We start from the raw sequence: 17,050 nt of genomic DNA on the forward strand, positions 1-17,050 counted from the left end.
TTAAGGTTGCGGTTGAGGTAATGACAAGTAGTTATAGTTGAGAGTTGAGAGTTGAGAGGTGAGAGTTGAGAGTTGAGAGTTGAGAGGTGAGCAGCGACCAACAGGTGCAGACTAAGGCAGCTCACTAAAAAGCAGATCACCCAGCAACCGCCCTGGCATCAAGGCGAATGTACCAGCCACTAACAGACCGCCAATATATAGCCCAATCATATTCCATTTGTGAGTCTTTACATCACCCACTTTGATCGCAAAGTAGGCTTTTGGAACAGTGTAAAGCACTAGTAAACTCAACAAATGAATGTAGCCAAAGTGATCAAACAAGGTAGGGCCTAATTGGGCTGATATTAATAAGGTCACCAGCGCTGTCAATAACATGAGGCCCATATAAACGCGGCCCAAACGCTTATGCGGCTCAGTGCCCTTCTTGTTCAACATGATATAGGTCCCCATGAGGAACGCTGGCCCGATGGTGCTTAAATGCAGCAAAATCAGGGCCTCTTGCCAGTGATCTAATAACATTTATTTGACCTTATATTTGACCTTATATTTGACCTTATATTTGACCTTATAGTTTACCTCAAACTTGATCCTACTGATATATTTATCATATAACATAAATTACTATTTACACCGTTTTAGCACAAGGCCAGCAGAGATAGATATTAAGGCCATAACCCAAAACACTTGACCACTAATGTACCCATACAGACCACCAGCTAAGGTCATACTAATACCCATTAATGCACCCAGAGCCAGCGCATCATATAAGGTTTGAGCAGACGCCGTTAGTTGATCTGGAACTTTTTGGGTGATGTATTGGGTCATCGCCAAATGAGTTGCGGCAAAGGTAAAGGCATGCAGTATTTGCACAGTAAAAAGTAGGCCCACATCCGTTGACCATCCAAGTAAAACCCAACGTATAGTGCCCCCGATGACTGCCATCCATAGTAGACCTTTGACGCCCACTTTTTTTAACAACCAAAGACCGATCGCAAACAGCACCACTTCAGCCGCCACCCCTTGGGCCCAAAGTAGGCCAATAATGCTTTCGCTGATACCTGCCTCCAGCCAATGCAAAGTACCAATGCCATAAAGGGCGCCATGACTTGCTTGTATGAGTGCACTCACCGTCACTACTGCAGCAAAACCTGGTAATTTAAAAAGCTCTAAGAAGGCCAGTTTTCGAGTTGTTTTAGTTTGTGGACGAATGTCGGGTAGAGATATTGCAAACACAATCACAACGGCACCAAGGACTAGCAATAGCTGGGGATACGCTTCAATAGAATAAGCTGCAATGTAAAGCCCACTAAGCGTAGACGAGGCAATAAAAGCGACCGAACCCCATAATCGAGCTTTGCTATAGTTAAGTTTACCCAAGCGGGCTGAAGCAATAGCAAGTCCATCCACCATGGGCACATGACTAGTTTGCAACGCACCCACAACAAACCAAACCATGAGCATAGGCCAAAAGGTCTCAATTTGTACAAACACAGCAAAACCCAAAAAGGTGAACACTGACAGCAGTAATATCCAGCGTTTTTTATGGCCAGTGGCATCGGCCAATATGCCCACACCCAAACCAAAAAACACCTTGCTTATAAAAGCAGAACTGAGGATTAATGCCGCCTCTTGGGCGTCTAAACCCCGACTGACCATCCAATAGGGTAAAAACGGTAACACTAAGCCAAAACATGCAAAATATGCAAAGAAAAAACCAGAAAATACCGCGTGTTCACGCCCCTTAAACAACTCAGTACTAGAGGGCATAATGTTGGCCATTTAATACCAAAATTAGAACGCACCCTGAATTCTTCGGGCCCATGTCTTTTAGGCTACTACCACTAATTAACCTATTTGTTGTCCGTGCCGATGCTTGCCCCATGATAAGTCCTTGGATCAATGGTGAATTTAGCTGCGAAATTGTAGCCTAAGCCGATGCAAAAGTCCTCTTAGCCCAAGGTCTAGATTGTATTGTGTTGATAGCCTCTTCATAATGGTGATCCCTCCTGATGCTTGCGCATAGGCTCTTCAATGCCCACCACTGATCATTTCACTTTTTTGCACCAGGCCCAGAGGCTTAAAATTTTATGTGCTGGCATCGCTAGCCTCATTTTAATGGTTGGCATCGCCCGCTTCGCCTACACACCCATGCTGCCATTAATGCAACACCAGGCAGGCTTAGGTATCGCCCAAGGGGGCTGGTTAGCCGCCTTTAATTATGTGGGCTATTTTTGCGGCGCTTTAATTGCCGCCAACATTGTTGATTTGGTTAAAAAAGACCGTTTGTACCGACTAGGTTTAGTAGTGGCTTTAATTACTACGGTAGGCTTAGGGCTCACACAGAATTTTTGGGCATGGAGTGTTTTGCGATTTTTTGCAGGTCTGAGTAGCGCAGCAGGGCTATTACTCGGATCAGGGTTAGTAATGCATTGGTTACTGCGCCATCAATTGCGTTCTGAACTGGGCATTCATTTTATAGGTATGGGTGCCGGCATTTTTTTAACCGCTTTATTTGTCTACCTAGCAGCAGGGCAAATCAGTTGGCAGCAGCACTGGTTTTGGCTCACTGCGATAGGTCTATTGTTGGCCTTCCCAGCATGGTTTTGGCTGCCGAGCCCTAATACTAGTGGCTATAACGTCAGTGGCGATAAAATGATTGACCATCCTCCGTCTGCTCAATTTATCCAAACATTTATGCTGGCCTACTTCTGTGCAGGAGTAAGTTACGCTGTTGTCATTACCTTTATTGTGGCCCACGTCAATCAGATCGCAGGACAACAAGACTACGGTGCCATCACCTTTATGATTATTGGTCTTGCAGCCGCACCAGCGTGCATTATTTGGGATTTGATCGCCCGTCAATTAGGTAACTTAAATGCCTTATTGTTGGCCTTTATTCTGCAATTAGCGGGCATGCTTATTCCTATTTTAAGCCCAGGGTTAATTTGGACATTTATTGGTGCGGCGCTATTTGGGGGCACTTTTATTGGTCTTGTGAGCTTAGTCCTAACCATGGCCGGACGGTATTTTCCTAATCGCCCTGCCAAAATGATGGGCAAAATGACCTTATCCTATGGCGTGGCACAGATCGCCGCGCCAGCCGCTGCAGGCGTATTAGCCCAATGGTCAGGCAGCTACACCTTAAGTATTATTATTGCCTGTGGCACTATGTTTGTGGGTTGCTGCTTGATTTATAGGTTGCGCAAACTTGAATAACGCTTTGATTTTTTGTTGAAAAATGCAGCCCATAGATCCTATTACTGAGCATTAAAAGGTTTTTGACTGTCGGCGTGCCTACCCCAGTGCTAACCAAGCTGCGACACCCATCATTAGCGAGCCAGCAATGCGATTCATCAAACGCACATTACCACTCTTCTGTAACACCTTGCTGAGGCTTTTACCCCCCAGTGCGTATACCATCAGTGACAAGGCCTCAAGCGTGAGAATGACACTCAAAAGAACCACCATTTGACTTGGCATGGGCCGTGTAGGGTCAATAAATGGGGGTAGCAAGGCGATAAAAAAAGCCCAACCTTTTGGGTTAGCAACGGCAGTGATGAATCCTTGAGTTGCCAATTGCAAACGCCCTGTGTTTTTGGGGGTGCCATTTAAATCAATCGCCATTTTGCCTTTGGAGCGCCATAGTTGAATACCCAAATAGAGTAGATAACCGCCACCCGCAATTTTTAATACGACAAATAATTCTGGATATTGCACGATTAATGCAGCGACCCCTATGACTACTGATATGGCCACTAAGCCAACACCTATAAGCTCACCTAACATCATCCACATGGTGCGACGAATACCCACCGTCATTCCCAAAGTTAAGGCTAAGGTCATACACATACCCGGGGTCACAGAAACAAAAAAGAAAGTGGGTATTAAGGCCAACAGGAAGGCAGTACTCATTAATTTTATCCATATAATCAAAGCTAGTGAGGGATAGTGCATGGCGCTGGAATCTGTGTCAATGGAAGTGTGTATAAGAATCAGTTACCATCAGTTTGAGATCACCTGTGGGCCTGATTAGGTGAAAGTTAAGGTTAAGTTAATGCACCCAGCTGCGCTGTTTTTTAAATCATTATTTGACGAAATTGTGACTGTTTCGTGGCCTCTTTTTAAGTTGATGGTGCCCATTATTGTGCTTGTCAAAGTGCTAGAAGAGTTGGGCGGTATTGCAATTTTTGGTCAATGGTTAGGCCCCCTTATGGCCCTTGTAGGGCTACCCCAAGAAATGGGTTTAGTGTGGGCGGCAACTATAGCGACTAACATCTATGGTGGCATGATTGTGCTCTACTCGCTGGGTAGCGACAGCCCATTAACCGTGGCACAAGTGACCGTTCTCAGTGGCCTATTATTAATGGCCCACGGCCTGCCTATTGAAGTGCGTATTGCCCAACTGGCGGGTATGCGCATGAGAACGGCTATAGTGACTCGCCTACTAGGCGCCTTTGCTTTTGCCTGGCTACTCTATGTGTTTTACCATCAAACTCAAACGCAACAGGGCCCTGCACATATGGTGTGGCAGCCTGACCCTATTGCCGATGGGCTGGATAACTGGGTGTGGGCTCAAGTAAAAGCCTTGGGCATGATTCAATTAGTTATTATTGTGCTCCTCACATTTTTAAAAATTCTTCGACTCATTGGGGTAGAAAAAGTCATCCAATGGCTTCTTCGCCCCATGCTTAAATTAATGGGTATAGGCAAGGAAGCTTCTACCATTACCTTGGTAGGCATTACCCTAGGCCTATCTTTTGGTGGTGGATTATTGATTAAAGAGGCCAATGCGGGGCATGTATCCAAACAGGATGTGTTTACCTCCCTTATATTTTTAGGCTTCTGCCATAGCCTTATTGAGGATACCTTACTGGTACTTTTATTGGGTGCTCACCTGTGGGGCATACTTTGGTTTCGTTTGGTGTTCGCTTTTGTCTTTACCTGTGCAGTGAGTTATTGGCTCACTAAGATGAGCCCTGAATTTCAGCAAAAATATTTGTTGCGACCTTAGAGCTGAGTCCTATGTTAAAGATTTCCAACCGCATTACTATCCCAGCCCACGAAATTGAACAACAGTTCATTCGCTCACAAGGCGCTGGCGGCCAACACGTTAATAAAACCTCTACAGCGGTACATTTATTTTTTGATATTAGGGCATCAACCGCCCTACCCGCCTATGTGAAGCACAAGTTATTGCAGACCGCCGATCATCGAATTAGCGCTTCTGGCAAGATCATCATTAAGTCTCAAGCCAGTCGTAGCCAAGACAGTAACCGTCAAACTGCATTGGAACAGTTAAGCCAAGTTATCCAAGCGGCCATGGTGCAAGAAAAACGCCGCATAGCCACTAAGCCCACTAAGGGCTCTAAAACCCGACGTTTAGATACTAAATCTCAAAAGGGTCAAACTAAGAAGCTACGTTCAAAAGTCCAAGGGGTCTGAGACCACACGATAACCACCAGCAGGCAGGTTGGCAGGGAGTTTAATGGCGCCCACTTGAGTGCGATGAATACTTAGCACTGGGTTGCGGAAATGGCCGAACATACGTTTAATTTGGTGGTACCGCCCTTCATGTAAGATAATATGGGCACTTGTAGTGGCGGTTATGTTCAGTTGAGCGGGTGCCGTAGTCAGGTCTTCAAAAGCAAAATAAATACCCTTTGCAAAAGCGTCTACTTCTGCTTGGCTAATGGGGTTAGTCACAGTCACCGTGTAATGCTTAGGGAGTTTGGTACTGGGTTGGGTAATCTGTCGAGACCAATGGCCATCATTGGTTAACAATAACAGTCCCGTGCTTTGTAAATCGAGACGCCCAGCAATGTGCAAACCTTGGTACTTAGCAGGCAGAATATCCAAAACTGTCATGTGTTGATCATCAACCGTGGCACTGACAACACCTGCGGGTTTATTGAGCATTAAATAGACAGCGAACTGGTGTCTTAAAAGCTGACCTTCAACCTCTATTTTTGAAAACTGACCAATGCGTCGCTCGCCCTCATAGCAAATAACCTCGTCTACACTGACTAAACCACGGGCCAGCAATAGTTGCACTTGGCGTTTTTTACAATCTAATGTTTGACTAATAAACCTATCAAGGCGTTGAGCGTAAGCTACCATTAGCGTTGCGCCAAGCTACCAAGAACCATTGATAAGAAAACTACTGTAAGTCACGAGTTTACTCTTGCCATTAGGCTGACCGTCTTTATAGGTAACTTGCAATGGTGAAGGCATCTTTTTGGGGGTCTTCACAAACCAATCTAGTGCTAACTTACCCCTTTGGATATGGGCTTTTTCTGTCACCATTTGAGACATTTTTAGACTTCCTAAACTATCGTCTTCTAGCAATAAAAAGTCACCTTGTTGGTTTACTGAGGCTAAGGATTTTTTTACTTTCGCCATTGATTTTTGCATCATCCAAGGTTCAACCTTGGCTTCCTTACCTGCTCGTTTAACTAATACTGGAAATAGGGGTGCCATAAAATCAAGCATCCATCCATCAGCCTCAACCCACCAGTGATGTTGACTATGGGAGCTTTGTAAGGTCACTGCTTGGTATGCGCCAAAGGTCAAAATTTTAGCTTGTAGCCCTAAATGATAAGCTGCAGCACCTGCCATGGGTTGGGCGGGTATACCAAAGTGACGCTTTAAAATTTGTGCTCCATAGACACTAAATAACATGCTAGCCTCATGGCTATTAACCGAGTCTGCAAGCAAGAGAGAATGGATTGTGGAGTAGATACGACGGTAATCGGCTAGAGTGATAAGCATAGATAAGGTCTGAGAAAGTTAAATATAATCCTGAGTTCTGCACTTTTTAAGCGTTGTTAAAAAGTCAGCCGCTAGGCTAGATGGCTTTAAAAAAGCCTTAATTAAGCGTGTAAATCATAGACCTTTTGCACATGTCTACGGATACGTTGAGCCAATTCTGGGCGATTTAAATCACTTTCTGCAATAAATAAAATTCGCTTGTCTAGCTCTGGCGTTAAACGACCACCCTCACGTTCTTCGGCCAACTTTTTTCTAAGGGCACTGGTTAAAGCGTTGGCCACGGGCATAATAATAGGCGATTGCGCCAGAATTTCGATGTTTTTATTGACAGAAAACACAATATCTAGGCCCGTTTTCATGGCCGTTTCATTGCTGGCCGAGGCATTATAAGGCACCAGCAATATGTGATCTTTGCGAGTTTTTAAGGCTGACATAATTTGTTCATCAGAGTCATTGACGCCAATAATATCTGCACCATCAATGGTGAAACCCGCGACGCTAATGTGATTCCACATTTTTTCGCGTATTTCAGACCAGTAAGGCCTCACTGGAGTCACTTTCGTGAACATATCACCCATCCTTTCATTTCATTCTGCACTCGCGTTCAAATGCCTAAACCAAAGACTGCAGGGCTTGCGATTGTAGCATTTATAATAAAACGCCACATATAGTTACAACCAAGGTAAAAACAAGTGAAGAGCTTTTACTACGGCACTTGCTAGTTAATACCCACAGTATTAATCATTGCTCCAGCCACTAATCGATTTCACTTCTAAGAAATCTTCTAAACCCCAGACCCCACCTTCGCGACCATTGCCTGATTGTTTATAGCCACCAAACGGCGCGCCCGCTGATCTAAAGGTACCGTTCATTTGCACCATGCCAGAACGCAAACGACGAGCTACTCGATTAGCTTTAGCACTATCTTGGGTTTGAATATAATTGGTGAGACCAAAAACTGTGTCGTTAGCAATAGCAATCGCTTGCTCTTCTGTATCAAACGGAATCATGCATAAAACGGGGCCAAATACTTCCTCACGGGCAATCTGCATGTCATTATTTACATCAGTAAAAATTGTGGGCTTTACAAAATAGCCCGTCTCTAAACCTTGAGGTTTACCCAGACCGCCCACAGCGACGTTGGCACCTTCGTCAATGCCGACTTTAATAAGTGCTTGAATTTTATTGTACTGTAACTCAGATACCACTGGGCCAATGTGATTACCGTGCTCCGTAGCTCTGCCTACTTGAACCTTGGCAGCCGCGGCTTTGGCCATCACCACAGCCTGGTCATAAAAGCTGCGCTCTACCAACATGCGTGTGGGTGCATTACAAGATTGCCCTGAATTACCAAAACAATGATAAATACCCCGCTCAATGGCTTTTTCGTCAGCATCCGCAAACACAATGTTGGCGCCTTTGCCGCCTAATTCTAATGCCACGCGCTTAACTGTATCCGCCGCATTTTTAGAAATAAGGGCACCAGCTCGAGTTGATCCTGTGAAAGATACCATGTCCACATCAGGATGACTGGTGAGGTGCGACCCTACCCCTGCCCCATCACCATTGACCATATTAAACACGCCCGCTGGAATACCAGCCTCATGCACCATATCGGCAAACACTAAACTCGATAAAGGTGCTATTTCTGAGGGTTTAAGCACCATAGTGCACCCCGCTGCCATAGCCGCAATGGCCTTAAGACTGACCTGGTTCATGGGCCAGTTCCAGGGGGTGATTAATGCACACACACCTATGGCTTCATAAATAATGCGGTCATTAGGCGCACTGTCATTGAGGGCGCGTTCAAACTCAAATTTTTCAAGCTCCTCAATTAATCCTTCTGTGTGCTCAGAACCTGACTCCGCTTGAGAAGTCAGGGCCATATCAATGGGCGCTCCCATTTCTAAGCTGATGGCTCGGCCCATTTCTTCATTGCGGGCTTGGTAAACGGTCAAAAATTTCTTTAGTAATACGATGCGTCGTGCTTTAGGAGTTTGACTCCAATCATCAAAAGCAGCTTTAGCCGCAGCCACAGCGGCGTCTGTGTCAGCTTGATTGCCAATTGCTATGGTGCCACACACCTGTTCCGTGGAAGGGTCGATGACTTCCATTTCACGATCGGATATCGGTGCTACCCATGCCCCATTGATGTAAAACTTTTTAGTATCGATCATAGCGTATCACTCTAGCAAATCTTGTTAATGGGACCATTTTTCTGACTTTGAGGGCTTACAGTCTTTTAGCCGCATCAGTAACTCGGTTGGATCATCATGCACCACCAATAGATCTAAATGCTGGGGCTTGATAAAACCCGCTAACACTGCTTGATCAAAAAAGGTGAGCAGGGCGTCATAGTAACCATTAATGTTGAGTAAGCCAATGGGTTTTTGGTGGAACTCCAATTGTGCCCAAGTGAGCACTTCCGTCAACTCTTCGAGCGTACCAAAGCCCCCTGGTAAGGCGATGCAAGCGCCTGATAATTCAAACATCATGGTTTTTCGAGCGTGCATAGAATCTACCACATGTAGCTCAGTCAAGCCCTTGTGTGCCACGCGCTCAGCAAAAGATTGAGGGATTACACCAAGTACTTTTTGACCCCCCGCTAATACGGCATCTGCCACCTGTCCCATGAGACCCACTTCAGCACCGCCATAAACCAACCCCATAGATGAGCGACTAATCGCTTCTCCTAAAGCCTTTGCAGAGGCCATAAAAACAGGGTCTTTACCTGCGCTAGAACCACAAAAAACACACACATTTTGCATATACATTACCTTTTTTATTGTAAGCTATTCATCGACTCATGCTCACTCAAGTCACCCGCTGCTCGAGTGTGAGGGAGTGTGGCATATAGGTGGGACCTCAATGCAGCCCATCTAGTGTGCATAGAGCCTATTGCACGAGTAACAGGGGATCCACATGAGTTTTTTGCCAAGTCACACCCCAGTGCAAATGGGGTCCTGTGGCTCGGCCTGTTTGCCCTACTTGCCCCATAACTTGGCCTTGCTCAACCACCTGCCCCAAACCCACGTCGATGTTGCTCAAGTGGGCATAAACACTGGTCACGCCCAGGCCATGGTCTAACATGATGGTTTTACCCGTATAAAACATCTGCTCGTGCACTAAGGCAACTCTTCCAGTGAGAGGGGCGACAATATTAGTGCCCTTGGCTGCTGCAATATCAACACCATTATGGGGGTTTTTTGGCACCCCATTCAAAATACGTCGCGAACCAAACACGCCACTAATACGCCCTGCAACAGGATTTATCCAAGCTTGGCCTAACCAGTCAGCTTCAGTGCGGCTCTGCCTAACCTCACCAATTAATTGATTTTCTTGGCGAATGCGTTGTGAAGCGTCTGTTTTGGGTGTCACTTTTTTGCTAGGCAAACCATTAATTTTTTGTTCCACATAGAGGCGTTTTTGGACTTTTTTTTGCACATTTACAGGCACCTGGCTAGAGGCGCTGTTATTTGATTTTGTCTTTAAGGTGACACTAACGGCGGCATTGCGCCCAAGACCAAATACATACAAGCCCGCAGAAGACACCTGCAACTGGACATCGCCTAGCCACACCTGAGTGCCTGGTTCAACGTAGCCTATGACCAATTCACCTTGTTGATAGTCTGCCGCTAAAACACTGCCACAAAGACCCAGCACCGAAAAGATTAAGGCCCTAGCAACAACTGTTAGCCTGTGTTTAAGCATTAACAAGCAGCAGTGACAGAAATTTCAACCAACAACTCAGGTCGAGCCATGGCTGCTTGTACACAAGCTCGTGCGGGAGCATGGCCCGATGGTACCCAAGCGTTCCACACCAAGTTCATGGCGGCAAAATCATCCATCGACTTTAAATAGATCGTAGCTGATAGCATGCGGGTCGTATCTGAGCCCACGCTTGCCAACAACTCATTAACTTTGGCCAGCATGGTTTGGGTTTGCTGAGTGATGTCAGCGTCAGCGTCAGCAGCAACCTGCCCACATAAATACGCTACGTTATTATGCACGACGACCTTGCTCGTGCGTTCATTGGTTTGGTGACGACCTATATTCATAATCACGTTCTCAAAAGCCCAATGATAAAACCAAAAACTATATTTAAGCAAATCTAAATCACACTTTTTTGTCACACTATATCGAGCCTATTGACCCTATGCTTAGACCATGTCATGGTCTGCCCCTTTGCTATTATTAGCGCCTTGGAAAATCACAAATGTCCCATTTATTTAGTCCCTTAACTATTAAAAGTGTCACCTTGCGCAACCGCATTGGCGTGGCACCCATGTGCCAATATCAAGCTATTGATGGTATTGCTCAAGCTTGGCACATGACCCAACTGGGATCTAAAGCTGTGGGAGGCGCTGGCCTTGTGATCACAGAAGCGACTGCCGTTTCACCTGAGGGCCGCATTACACCGTCCTGCATGGGCCTCTGGAATGAAATGCAAGTGGCTGCGTTAAAGCCCATTACCGATTTCATTAAAAGCCAAGGCGCCGTACCTGGCGTTCAGTTGGCCCATGCGGGCCGCAAAGGCAGTTGTGCAGAACCTTGGCTGGGTGGTCAACATCTCACGGATGCCCAAGGAGGATGGGACATCATGGGGCCTGCAGACCAACCCTTTGATGATGACGGCGTGCGTTTATGGAAAGCGCCAAAACACATGCAGCAGGACGACATTGAACAAGTACAAGATGAATTTGTAGCAGCTACTCAAAGGGCACTAAAAGCAGGCTACGAATTGCTTGAAATCCATTGTGCCCATGGCTATTTGCTGCATAGTTTTTTATCACCTCTGGTCAATACGCGCACTGATAATTATGGGGGCAGTCTTAAAAACCGCGCCCGTATGCTGCTTGAAACCACGGCTAAGGTGTGCGCAGCTTGGCCTCAGGAACTGCCTCTCGTAGTGCGGCTTTCTATGACCGACTGGGTCCAAGGTGGATTGAGTGTTGAAGACAATATTGAAGTGGCCTCATGGCTCAAAGCTCTGGGCGTAGACATGATTGACTGCAGTGCCGGTGGTGCTACACCTGCGGCCCGCAGTGCAATTAATGGGGGCATCGCTCAACAAGTAGGCATGGCAGCAGATCTACGCCAAGCCAGTGGCTTAATGTCTATGGCGGTGGGAGAAATTACCCAAGCTCAACAAGCAGAAGACATTATTGCTCATCATCAAGCCGATATAGTGCTGTTAGCCAGAGCCATGCTCCACGACCCCTATTGGCCTACCCATGCGGCTAAAGAACTAGGCGTTGAAATGTCTCAGGTCATGCCGCCGCTGCACCAGTTATTTATCGGCCGTTAGTAGCATTTCCGAGTAAGATTCGTGATTAGGATGCGTTAGTTAAGTCAATGGATAAAGTTTTCAGTAAGCCCTATGAACTGGCCGAGTTAAGCAAGTAGGGCCTCCCTCGCAAGCAATACACAAAGCATCACCGGCAAAAACCTTCACCTCGCAGCCTGCAGCTTCCATAACGGCCTTGGTGGCTGAGAAACCATCAATCATAATACACTCAGAAGGTGCCGTTGGGAGCACGTTAAGATTAAGACCACTACTGGCCATAAATTCATCGTTAGGAGCTTCAATTAACTCAATACCCATCGACTGCATTAACTGATAGAGGGCTGTAGGTAACAAAGGCGCGTGAATTAAAGCTAACTTTGGAGCCAAGGGTGAGATCACCGACATTAAGTGCAAACAGGCTTCTGCACCCTGCCAAACAGGCAAATCAAACCCTAATACCCTCACCCCGAGAGAGTTCAACATCACATTAAGTTGATCTATACCTGCTTGGTTAGAGCGAAACCCACGTCCCACTGCAAGGGTGTTGTGGTCCAACCAAATACAATCCCCTCCTTCAATCTGCCCTTCACCTTTTATATGCCCTAAAATAGGAATGCCCGCATTGATATAAGCCTGCTCATGCAGAGCGGGTTCGGCCTTACGCAAGGGCTTACCCATATTAAGAATAATAGCGCCATGATCACTCATGAGTGAGGGGTCAAAAGTAAACATAGCATCTGATAGACCATCGTTATGGTCTTCAATATCAATAATATCTGTACCACAGGCTGCCACTAAACGACGGAAAAATTGATATTGTTCTAGCGCTTTAGCACCATCAAATGTTGGACCGTAGTGCCATTGCTGAGGGTTGGCATTTAACAGACTCGCGCGCGGTGCCCGCATCAACACTCGTTGCAAGGGTAATGACATGGACTGGCAACCGAAGCTGGGCATAAGGAGTTTCCTTGTTGGAACTTTGTAATGATTCACAATGGTGTAATCACTTCACTGACATAATTAACGTGTCATTCAACTATTGTTGGGTTAATACGATGCTACAAACATGCTGCAATGAAGTAAAGCCCATCACAATTAAATCGCCTTGTTACACTTCACTTGACCAACAACGACTCACCAATATACTAAGGTTGACTAACCACTCTGGCTTGCATACTCTTAAACGGTCGTACAATAAAAATAAAAACGCGAAGGTCATGTTAATGCCCCCGGAATACCAAGCCAATAATGCCCTAGAGGTTGAAAACTTACATAAATCTTTTGGTGCTAATCACGTACTCAAAGGTATCTCTATGGGTGCAAAAAATGGCGAAGTTTGGTCCATCATTGGCTCTAGTGGTTCTGGTAAATCTACCTTCTTACGTTGTTTGAATTTGTTGGAACTGCCAAGCCAAGGTCATATCTCATTGGCTGGTGAAGCCATTGAATTCAAACGAGATTTGCAAGGACATATACTGCGCCCTACACATCAAAAACAGATCCAACGTCTAAGAACCAACATGGGCATGGTGTTTCAAAGCTTTAACTTGTGGCAACACCAAACCGTTCTTAAAAATATCATTGAAGCGCCGATTCACGTTTTGGGAATAGATAAAGCCCAAGCGGTAGATGAGGCGGAGCGCTTGCTAAATCGTGTGGGTTTGTGGGATAAACGAGATGCGTATCCCATGCACTTGTCAGGCGGCCAACAGCAACGTGCAGCGATTGCACGCGCTTTAGCTATGCAACCGAAGGTGATGTTGTTTGATGAACCCACTTCTGCTCTAGATCCGGAATTAGTAGGTGAAGTGTTAAATGTAATACGAGGCATTGCCGAAGAGGGTAGAACCATGATTATGGTGACCCACGAGATGCGTTTTGCAAGAGATGTATCGAATCAAATCATATTTTTGCAAGAGGGCTTGATAGAAGAACAAGGTAGCCCACAAAAAATATTTTATGAATCTGAAAGTGCTCGTTGTCGAGCCTTTCTAAGTAGTGTGAACTAAAAGGTTCAAGTAGTTTAATAAAAATAAGGAAAATCGACTATGAAAAACATTAAAAAGCTCCTGTTAAGCTCTGCAGGCTCATTAATATTAGTTGCTGGCGTTAGCCAAGCAGAAGTGCGCATTGGTATCGACCCCGCGCCTTATCTTCCATTTTCAGCAGAAAGCGCCTCTGGCCAACTTGAAGGCTGGGAAATTCAGATTGCTGAAGCTATTTGTGTAGCCATGGATGAGGACTGCGTATGGGTGAAGACAGCTTGGGATGGTCTTATTCCTGCACTAACCTCCAACAAAATCGATGCTATTATTAACTCCATGTCGATTACCGAAGAACGCATGAAGACCATTGATTTCTCAGACAAGTACTACAACACGCCAGCAGTTATTGTTGCACCTAAAGACTCAAGCGTTAGTGCAGATGCTGCCAGCGTTGAGGGTCTATTTGTTGGTGTTCAGGTAGCTACCACACATGCAAACTACGTTGAGGCTCACATGACTGGTGCGACCATTAAATCTTACCAAAACTTTGATGAGCACAACCAAGACTTGTTCTCTGGCCGTCTCGATGCTGTAATCGGTGATAGCATGGCGATGCAGCCATTCTTAGAATCCACCGAAGGCCAATGTTGCGAAATTAAAGGTGACTTACATGATATAAGCGTCTTTGGCCCTGGTGTGGGTGTTGGCTTACGGAAGGGTTCTGATCTAAAAGCCAAAATTAACGCCGCGATTGCTCAAATTCGTTCTGACGGCACCTTTGATAAAATCTCTGCACCTTACTTTACCTTTGACATTTATGGCGGCTAACGTTTAGCGCTCCTTGTCATCCTGAGTGTAGTTGAAGGATCTTTGGTCCTTTAACTATGTTCTAGATGACATCCACTTATCTTAGGCCACTCGCTTTATCCTAAAGGACGCCCTTGGACGCATTTCTTGCCTTTTTAAACATACTCAAATTTTCAGATATGGGCTGGGGTGACAACCTTTTTTATGGTTTGTTAGCTACCCTGCAAATCGCGTTTGGGGCTTATTTTTTAGGCACTGCCATAGGTTTTTCTGGCGCATTAGGTAAAATAAACGGTGGTCCTGTTACCCGTTTTTTACTTGGAACTTACACCACATTGGTTCGAGCAGTGCCAGAACTGGTACTTATTTTATTACTCTATTACGCAGGCAGTGCCCTACTCAACGAACTACTCATGAGTTTGGGTTATAAGCCCATTGATATCAGTGGTTTGGTTGCAGGGATTGTTGTTTTGGGTGTAGTTCAAGGGGCTTATTCCACAGAAGTGATCCGAGGTGCACTACAAGCCATACCTAGGGGCCAATTAGAAGCTGGGCGAGCTTTCGGCATGTCTAGGTTCACTTTATTTAGACGAATTACTATTCCAGCTATGATTCCGCTGGCGTTACCAGGTATGTCTAACCTGTGGTTAATCGTCACCAAAGACACCGCTTTGTTAGCTGTTGTTGGATTCCAAGAACTCACCCTAACGACCCGTGTAGCTGCAGGTACGACTCGTTATTATTTGGAGTTCTTTTTAATAGCTGCAGCCATTTATTTAACCGTCACACTTATTTCCAACCTTGGATTTCAGTGGTTAGAACGCCGTTCAACTCGGGGTATGACTAGCTTAGGGCATTAACATGGAATGGTACTGGGTAGGCGAATACGCTCCTAAATTACTTGCCGGCACATGGCTCACTATACAGTTACTGGTGATGGCCATATTTTTTGGCATGCTGCTCGCTATCCCCCTTGGTTTGGTGCAAGTAACTGGGCCACGGATTTTATCTGTGCCAGCAAAAGCCTTTTGCACCGCCTTTCGTGGCACTCCCCTACTCATTCAACTGTGGTTGCTTTACTACGGGCTTGGTTCCATATTCCCTTATATTGACGGTATACGCACAAGCTTTTTTTGGCCTTATTTGCGCGATGCGTTCCCCTATGCCGTGGTTGCTTTTACACTAAGTGTAGCAGCCTACGAAGGTGAAATTATGCGTGGGGCATTTAAAAACGTACCCAAGGGTGAACTCGAAGCAGGCATCGCTAGTGGCATGAGCCGTTTTCAATTACTACGTCGCATATGGCTACCACGAGCACTACAGAATGTATTGCCTACCCTTGCGGGAGAAATGGTACTCACCCTTAAAGCGACACCCTTAGCAGCCACCATTACCGTGTATGAAATCTTTGGTGTTGGCACCATCATTCGTCAAGAAACGTACCGTATTTATGAACCACTACTACTTATTGCTGGTGTTTATATCTGCCTCACTGGAGTTATTGTACTGCTATTCCATTGGTTAGAAAGCCAAGTGCCTAAGGCATCTGGGTAATGGTTTTCAGCGGAATTCGTCGTTGGCAACACAGACTTACGTTGACCGCCTAAGCCAAGGCTAAGGTCCGATCTAACCACTGATTCAAAATGGTTTGCCACAGTTCAGAGCTTTGGTGTTTTCCGTTAAGGCTCCAATCCAGCCACAGACCGTCTACTAATGCACTGTACTCAATGGCTAATACACGCAGATCACCTGCACAGTTAGGCAAAGACCGCGCAAGCACTTCGATAAGATAAGACTGCAGTCTTTCATTAATGCGGTCATGAGTGGCTCGCATCATTTTAGAATCGATGGTTTTAGACCAAAACACGACCCAGGCTCGCAACTGATCTGGGTGCATAATATCTTCCTCAAAGGCACAGGATACGAGGGTTTTTATGGGTGCGTCTTGGTTCTGCGCATCCGCTTCTATACGTGCTCTTAAGGTTTCATGGTGGCGCCGAGAACTTTCCTCGTAGGCGGCGGCCACTAGCTGCTCTTGGCTAGAAAAGTGATGATTAAGCAGCCCCACTGAAACCTGAGCTTGGGCACAAATTTTGCGCGATGATAAACCCCTTGCACCCTCACTCATTAAGCATATAAGGGTAGCTTCAATCAGCTGACTACGCCTTTCAGGGGGAGATAAACGATCTGATTTCTTCTTCAC

General features: G+C 45.8%; 20 protein-coding genes. 8 read left to right on the forward strand and 12 right to left on the reverse strand.

All coding sequences use genetic code 11. The features are described 5' to 3' along the window. Positions 1–111: 111 nt before the first annotated feature. Positions 112–519, reverse strand: coding sequence for a DUF2306 domain-containing protein (locus ABXT59_RS09645; RefSeq protein WP_443635905.1), 408 nt, complete (start codon positions 517–519; stop codon positions 112–114). Between the two features lie 102 nt (positions 520–621). Further along, positions 622–1,767 carry an MFS transporter gene (locus ABXT59_RS09650; RefSeq protein WP_443635906.1) on the reverse strand — a complete coding sequence of 382 codons (1,146 nt, stop codon included), beginning with the start codon at positions 1,765–1,767 and terminating at the stop codon, positions 622–624. Positions 1,768–2,031: 264 nt separating this feature from the next. On the opposite strand from ABXT59_RS09650, the gene ABXT59_RS09655 reads away from it, so the two are divergent. Next, on the forward strand, positions 2,032–3,216 hold the full coding sequence (locus ABXT59_RS09655) for a YbfB/YjiJ family MFS transporter (RefSeq protein ID WP_443635907.1): 1,185 nt from the start codon (positions 2,032–2,034) through the stop codon (positions 3,214–3,216). Positions 3,217–3,294: 78 nt separating this feature from the next. On the opposite strand, the gene ABXT59_RS09660 is transcribed toward ABXT59_RS09655, so the two are convergent. Then, positions 3,295–3,912, reverse strand: a complete 618-nt coding sequence (locus tag ABXT59_RS09660; RefSeq protein WP_443635908.1) for a LysE family translocator — start codon at positions 3,910–3,912, stop codon at positions 3,295–3,297. A gap of 142 nt (positions 3,913–4,054) precedes the next feature. Between ABXT59_RS09660 and ABXT59_RS09665 the strand changes: the two genes are divergently transcribed. Further along, the gene (locus ABXT59_RS09665; protein WP_443635909.1) at positions 4,055–5,011 is read left to right on the forward strand and encodes a nucleoside recognition domain-containing protein; all 957 of its coding nucleotides are present in this window, start codon (positions 4,055–4,057) and stop codon (positions 5,009–5,011) included. 11 nt (positions 5,012–5,022) lie between these two features. Continuing rightward, a complete protein-coding gene (arfB, locus tag ABXT59_RS09670) occupies positions 5,023–5,442 on the forward strand; it encodes an alternative ribosome rescue aminoacyl-tRNA hydrolase ArfB (protein WP_443635910.1) in 420 nt (139 codons plus the stop codon). On the opposite strand, the gene ABXT59_RS09675 is transcribed toward arfB, so the two are convergent. From ABXT59_RS09675 to ABXT59_RS09705, 7 genes are all read right to left on the reverse strand, one after another. Next, positions 5,422–6,117 (reverse strand): pseudouridine synthase, encoded by a 696-nt coding sequence (locus ABXT59_RS09675; protein WP_443635911.1) that lies wholly within the window; start codon positions 6,115–6,117, stop codon positions 5,422–5,424. The two genes, arfB and ABXT59_RS09675, sit on opposite strands and share 21 nt — an antisense overlap. A gap of 15 nt (positions 6,118–6,132) precedes the next feature. After that, a complete protein-coding gene (locus ABXT59_RS09680) occupies positions 6,133–6,768 on the reverse strand; it encodes a DUF2026 family protein (protein WP_443635912.1) in 636 nt (211 codons plus the stop codon). Positions 6,769–6,869: 101 nt separating this feature from the next. After that, complete coding sequence (locus ABXT59_RS09685; protein ID WP_443635913.1) at positions 6,870–7,337, reverse strand: hypothetical protein; 468 nt, start codon at positions 7,335–7,337, stop codon at positions 6,870–6,872. A gap of 168 nt (positions 7,338–7,505) precedes the next feature. Further along, positions 7,506–8,945 carry an aldehyde dehydrogenase family protein gene (locus tag ABXT59_RS09690; RefSeq protein WP_443635914.1) on the reverse strand — a complete coding sequence of 480 codons (1,440 nt, stop codon included), beginning with the start codon at positions 8,943–8,945 and terminating at the stop codon, positions 7,506–7,508. Positions 8,946–8,969: 24 nt separating this feature from the next. Continuing rightward, positions 8,970–9,536 carry a TIGR00730 family Rossman fold protein gene (locus ABXT59_RS09695; protein ID WP_443635915.1) on the reverse strand — a complete coding sequence of 189 codons (567 nt, stop codon included), beginning with the start codon at positions 9,534–9,536 and terminating at the stop codon, positions 8,970–8,972. A 127-nt stretch (positions 9,537–9,663) separates the two neighbouring features. Then, the gene (locus tag ABXT59_RS09700) at positions 9,664–10,479 is read right to left on the reverse strand and encodes a M23 family metallopeptidase (protein ID WP_443635916.1); all 816 of its coding nucleotides are present in this window, start codon (positions 10,477–10,479) and stop codon (positions 9,664–9,666) included. Further along, positions 10,479–10,826, reverse strand: a complete 348-nt coding sequence (locus ABXT59_RS09705; protein ID WP_443635917.1) for a RidA family protein — start codon at positions 10,824–10,826, stop codon at positions 10,479–10,481. Before ABXT59_RS09705 ends, ABXT59_RS09700 begins: the two co-directional genes overlap by 1 nt. A gap of 158 nt (positions 10,827–10,984) precedes the next feature. On the opposite strand from ABXT59_RS09705, the gene ABXT59_RS09710 reads away from it, so the two are divergent. Then, positions 10,985–12,076 (forward strand): NADH:flavin oxidoreductase/NADH oxidase, encoded by a 1,092-nt coding sequence (locus tag ABXT59_RS09710; protein ID WP_443635918.1) that lies wholly within the window; start codon positions 10,985–10,987, stop codon positions 12,074–12,076. Between the two features lie 60 nt (positions 12,077–12,136). Here the strand turns inward: ABXT59_RS09710 and ABXT59_RS09715 are convergent, their stop codons facing one another. Further along, positions 12,137–13,012 (reverse strand): dimethylarginine dimethylaminohydrolase family protein, encoded by an 876-nt coding sequence (locus ABXT59_RS09715; protein WP_443635919.1) that lies wholly within the window; start codon positions 13,010–13,012, stop codon positions 12,137–12,139. 266 nt (positions 13,013–13,278) lie between these two features. Here ABXT59_RS09715 and ABXT59_RS09720 point away from each other — a divergent pair, with 266 nt between their 5' ends. The 4 genes from ABXT59_RS09720 to ABXT59_RS09735 all read left to right on the forward strand — a co-directional run bounded on the left by ABXT59_RS09720 (position 13,279) and on the right by ABXT59_RS09735 (position 16,401). After that, positions 13,279–14,064 carry an ABC transporter ATP-binding protein gene (locus ABXT59_RS09720; protein ID WP_443635920.1) on the forward strand — a complete coding sequence of 262 codons (786 nt, stop codon included), beginning with the start codon at positions 13,279–13,281 and terminating at the stop codon, positions 14,062–14,064. Between the two features lie 39 nt (positions 14,065–14,103). Further along, entirely contained in the window at positions 14,104–14,868 is a 765-nt protein-coding gene (locus ABXT59_RS09725) for a transporter substrate-binding domain-containing protein (protein ID WP_443635921.1), read from the forward strand. Positions 14,869–14,981: 113 nt separating this feature from the next. After that, positions 14,982–15,707 carry an ABC transporter permease gene (locus ABXT59_RS09730; RefSeq protein ID WP_443635922.1) on the forward strand — a complete coding sequence of 242 codons (726 nt, stop codon included), beginning with the start codon at positions 14,982–14,984 and terminating at the stop codon, positions 15,705–15,707. A 1-nt stretch (position 15,708) separates the two neighbouring features. Further along, complete coding sequence (locus tag ABXT59_RS09735; RefSeq protein WP_443635923.1) at positions 15,709–16,401, forward strand: ABC transporter permease; 693 nt, start codon at positions 15,709–15,711, stop codon at positions 16,399–16,401. Positions 16,402–16,450: 49 nt separating this feature from the next. Here ABXT59_RS09735 and ABXT59_RS09740 read toward each other — a convergent pair whose 3' ends face one another. Continuing rightward, complete coding sequence (locus ABXT59_RS09740; protein WP_443635924.1) at positions 16,451–17,050, reverse strand: TetR/AcrR family transcriptional regulator; 600 nt, start codon at positions 17,048–17,050, stop codon at positions 16,451–16,453.

Origin of the sequence: Candidatus Njordibacter sp. Uisw_058, assembly GCF_047730065.1 — a bacterium.
GTDB lineage: Bacteria > Pseudomonadota > Gammaproteobacteria > Pseudomonadales > Balneatricaceae > Njordibacter.

Excerpts from the sequence above, each read along its gene's own strand:
- ABXT59_RS09690 (WP_443635914.1), bottom strand. The coding sequence starts at position 8,945 with ATGATCGATACTAAAAAGTTTTACATCAATGGGGCATGGGTAGCACCG.
- ABXT59_RS09645 (WP_443635905.1), bottom strand. The coding sequence starts at position 519 with ATGTTATTAGATCACTGGCAAGAGGCCCTGATTTTGCTGCATTTAAGC.
- arfB (WP_443635910.1), top strand. The coding sequence starts at position 5,023 with ATGTTAAAGATTTCCAACCGCATTACTATCCCAGCCCACGAAATTGAA.
- ABXT59_RS09700 (WP_443635916.1), bottom strand. The coding sequence starts at position 10,479 with ATGCTTAAACACAGGCTAACAGTTGTTGCTAGGGCCTTAATCTTTTCG.
- ABXT59_RS09725 (WP_443635921.1), top strand. The coding sequence starts at position 14,104 with ATGAAAAACATTAAAAAGCTCCTGTTAAGCTCTGCAGGCTCATTAATA.
- ABXT59_RS09685 (WP_443635913.1), bottom strand. The coding sequence starts at position 7,337 with ATGTTCACGAAAGTGACTCCAGTGAGGCCTTACTGGTCTGAAATACGC.
- ABXT59_RS09735 (WP_443635923.1), top strand. The coding sequence starts at position 15,709 with ATGGAATGGTACTGGGTAGGCGAATACGCTCCTAAATTACTTGCCGGC.
- ABXT59_RS09675 (WP_443635911.1), bottom strand. The coding sequence starts at position 6,117 with ATGGTAGCTTACGCTCAACGCCTTGATAGGTTTATTAGTCAAACATTA.
- ABXT59_RS09710 (WP_443635918.1), top strand. The coding sequence starts at position 10,985 with ATGTCCCATTTATTTAGTCCCTTAACTATTAAAAGTGTCACCTTGCGC.
- ABXT59_RS09655 (WP_443635907.1), top strand. The coding sequence starts at position 2,032 with ATGCCCACCACTGATCATTTCACTTTTTTGCACCAGGCCCAGAGGCTT.
- ABXT59_RS09715 (WP_443635919.1), bottom strand. The coding sequence starts at position 13,012 with ATGCCCAGCTTCGGTTGCCAGTCCATGTCATTACCCTTGCAACGAGTG.
- ABXT59_RS09680 (WP_443635912.1), bottom strand. The coding sequence starts at position 6,768 with ATGCTTATCACTCTAGCCGATTACCGTCGTATCTACTCCACAATCCAT.
- ABXT59_RS09695 (WP_443635915.1), bottom strand. The coding sequence starts at position 9,536 with ATGCAAAATGTGTGTGTTTTTTGTGGTTCTAGCGCAGGTAAAGACCCT.
- ABXT59_RS09720 (WP_443635920.1), top strand. The coding sequence starts at position 13,279 with ATGCCCCCGGAATACCAAGCCAATAATGCCCTAGAGGTTGAAAACTTA.
- ABXT59_RS09650 (WP_443635906.1), bottom strand. The coding sequence starts at position 1,767 with ATGCCCTCTAGTACTGAGTTGTTTAAGGGGCGTGAACACGCGGTATTT.
- ABXT59_RS09660 (WP_443635908.1), bottom strand. The coding sequence starts at position 3,912 with ATGAGTACTGCCTTCCTGTTGGCCTTAATACCCACTTTCTTTTTTGTT.
- ABXT59_RS09705 (WP_443635917.1), bottom strand. The coding sequence starts at position 10,826 with ATGAATATAGGTCGTCACCAAACCAATGAACGCACGAGCAAGGTCGTC.
- ABXT59_RS09665 (WP_443635909.1), top strand. The coding sequence starts at position 4,055 with ATGCACCCAGCTGCGCTGTTTTTTAAATCATTATTTGACGAAATTGTG.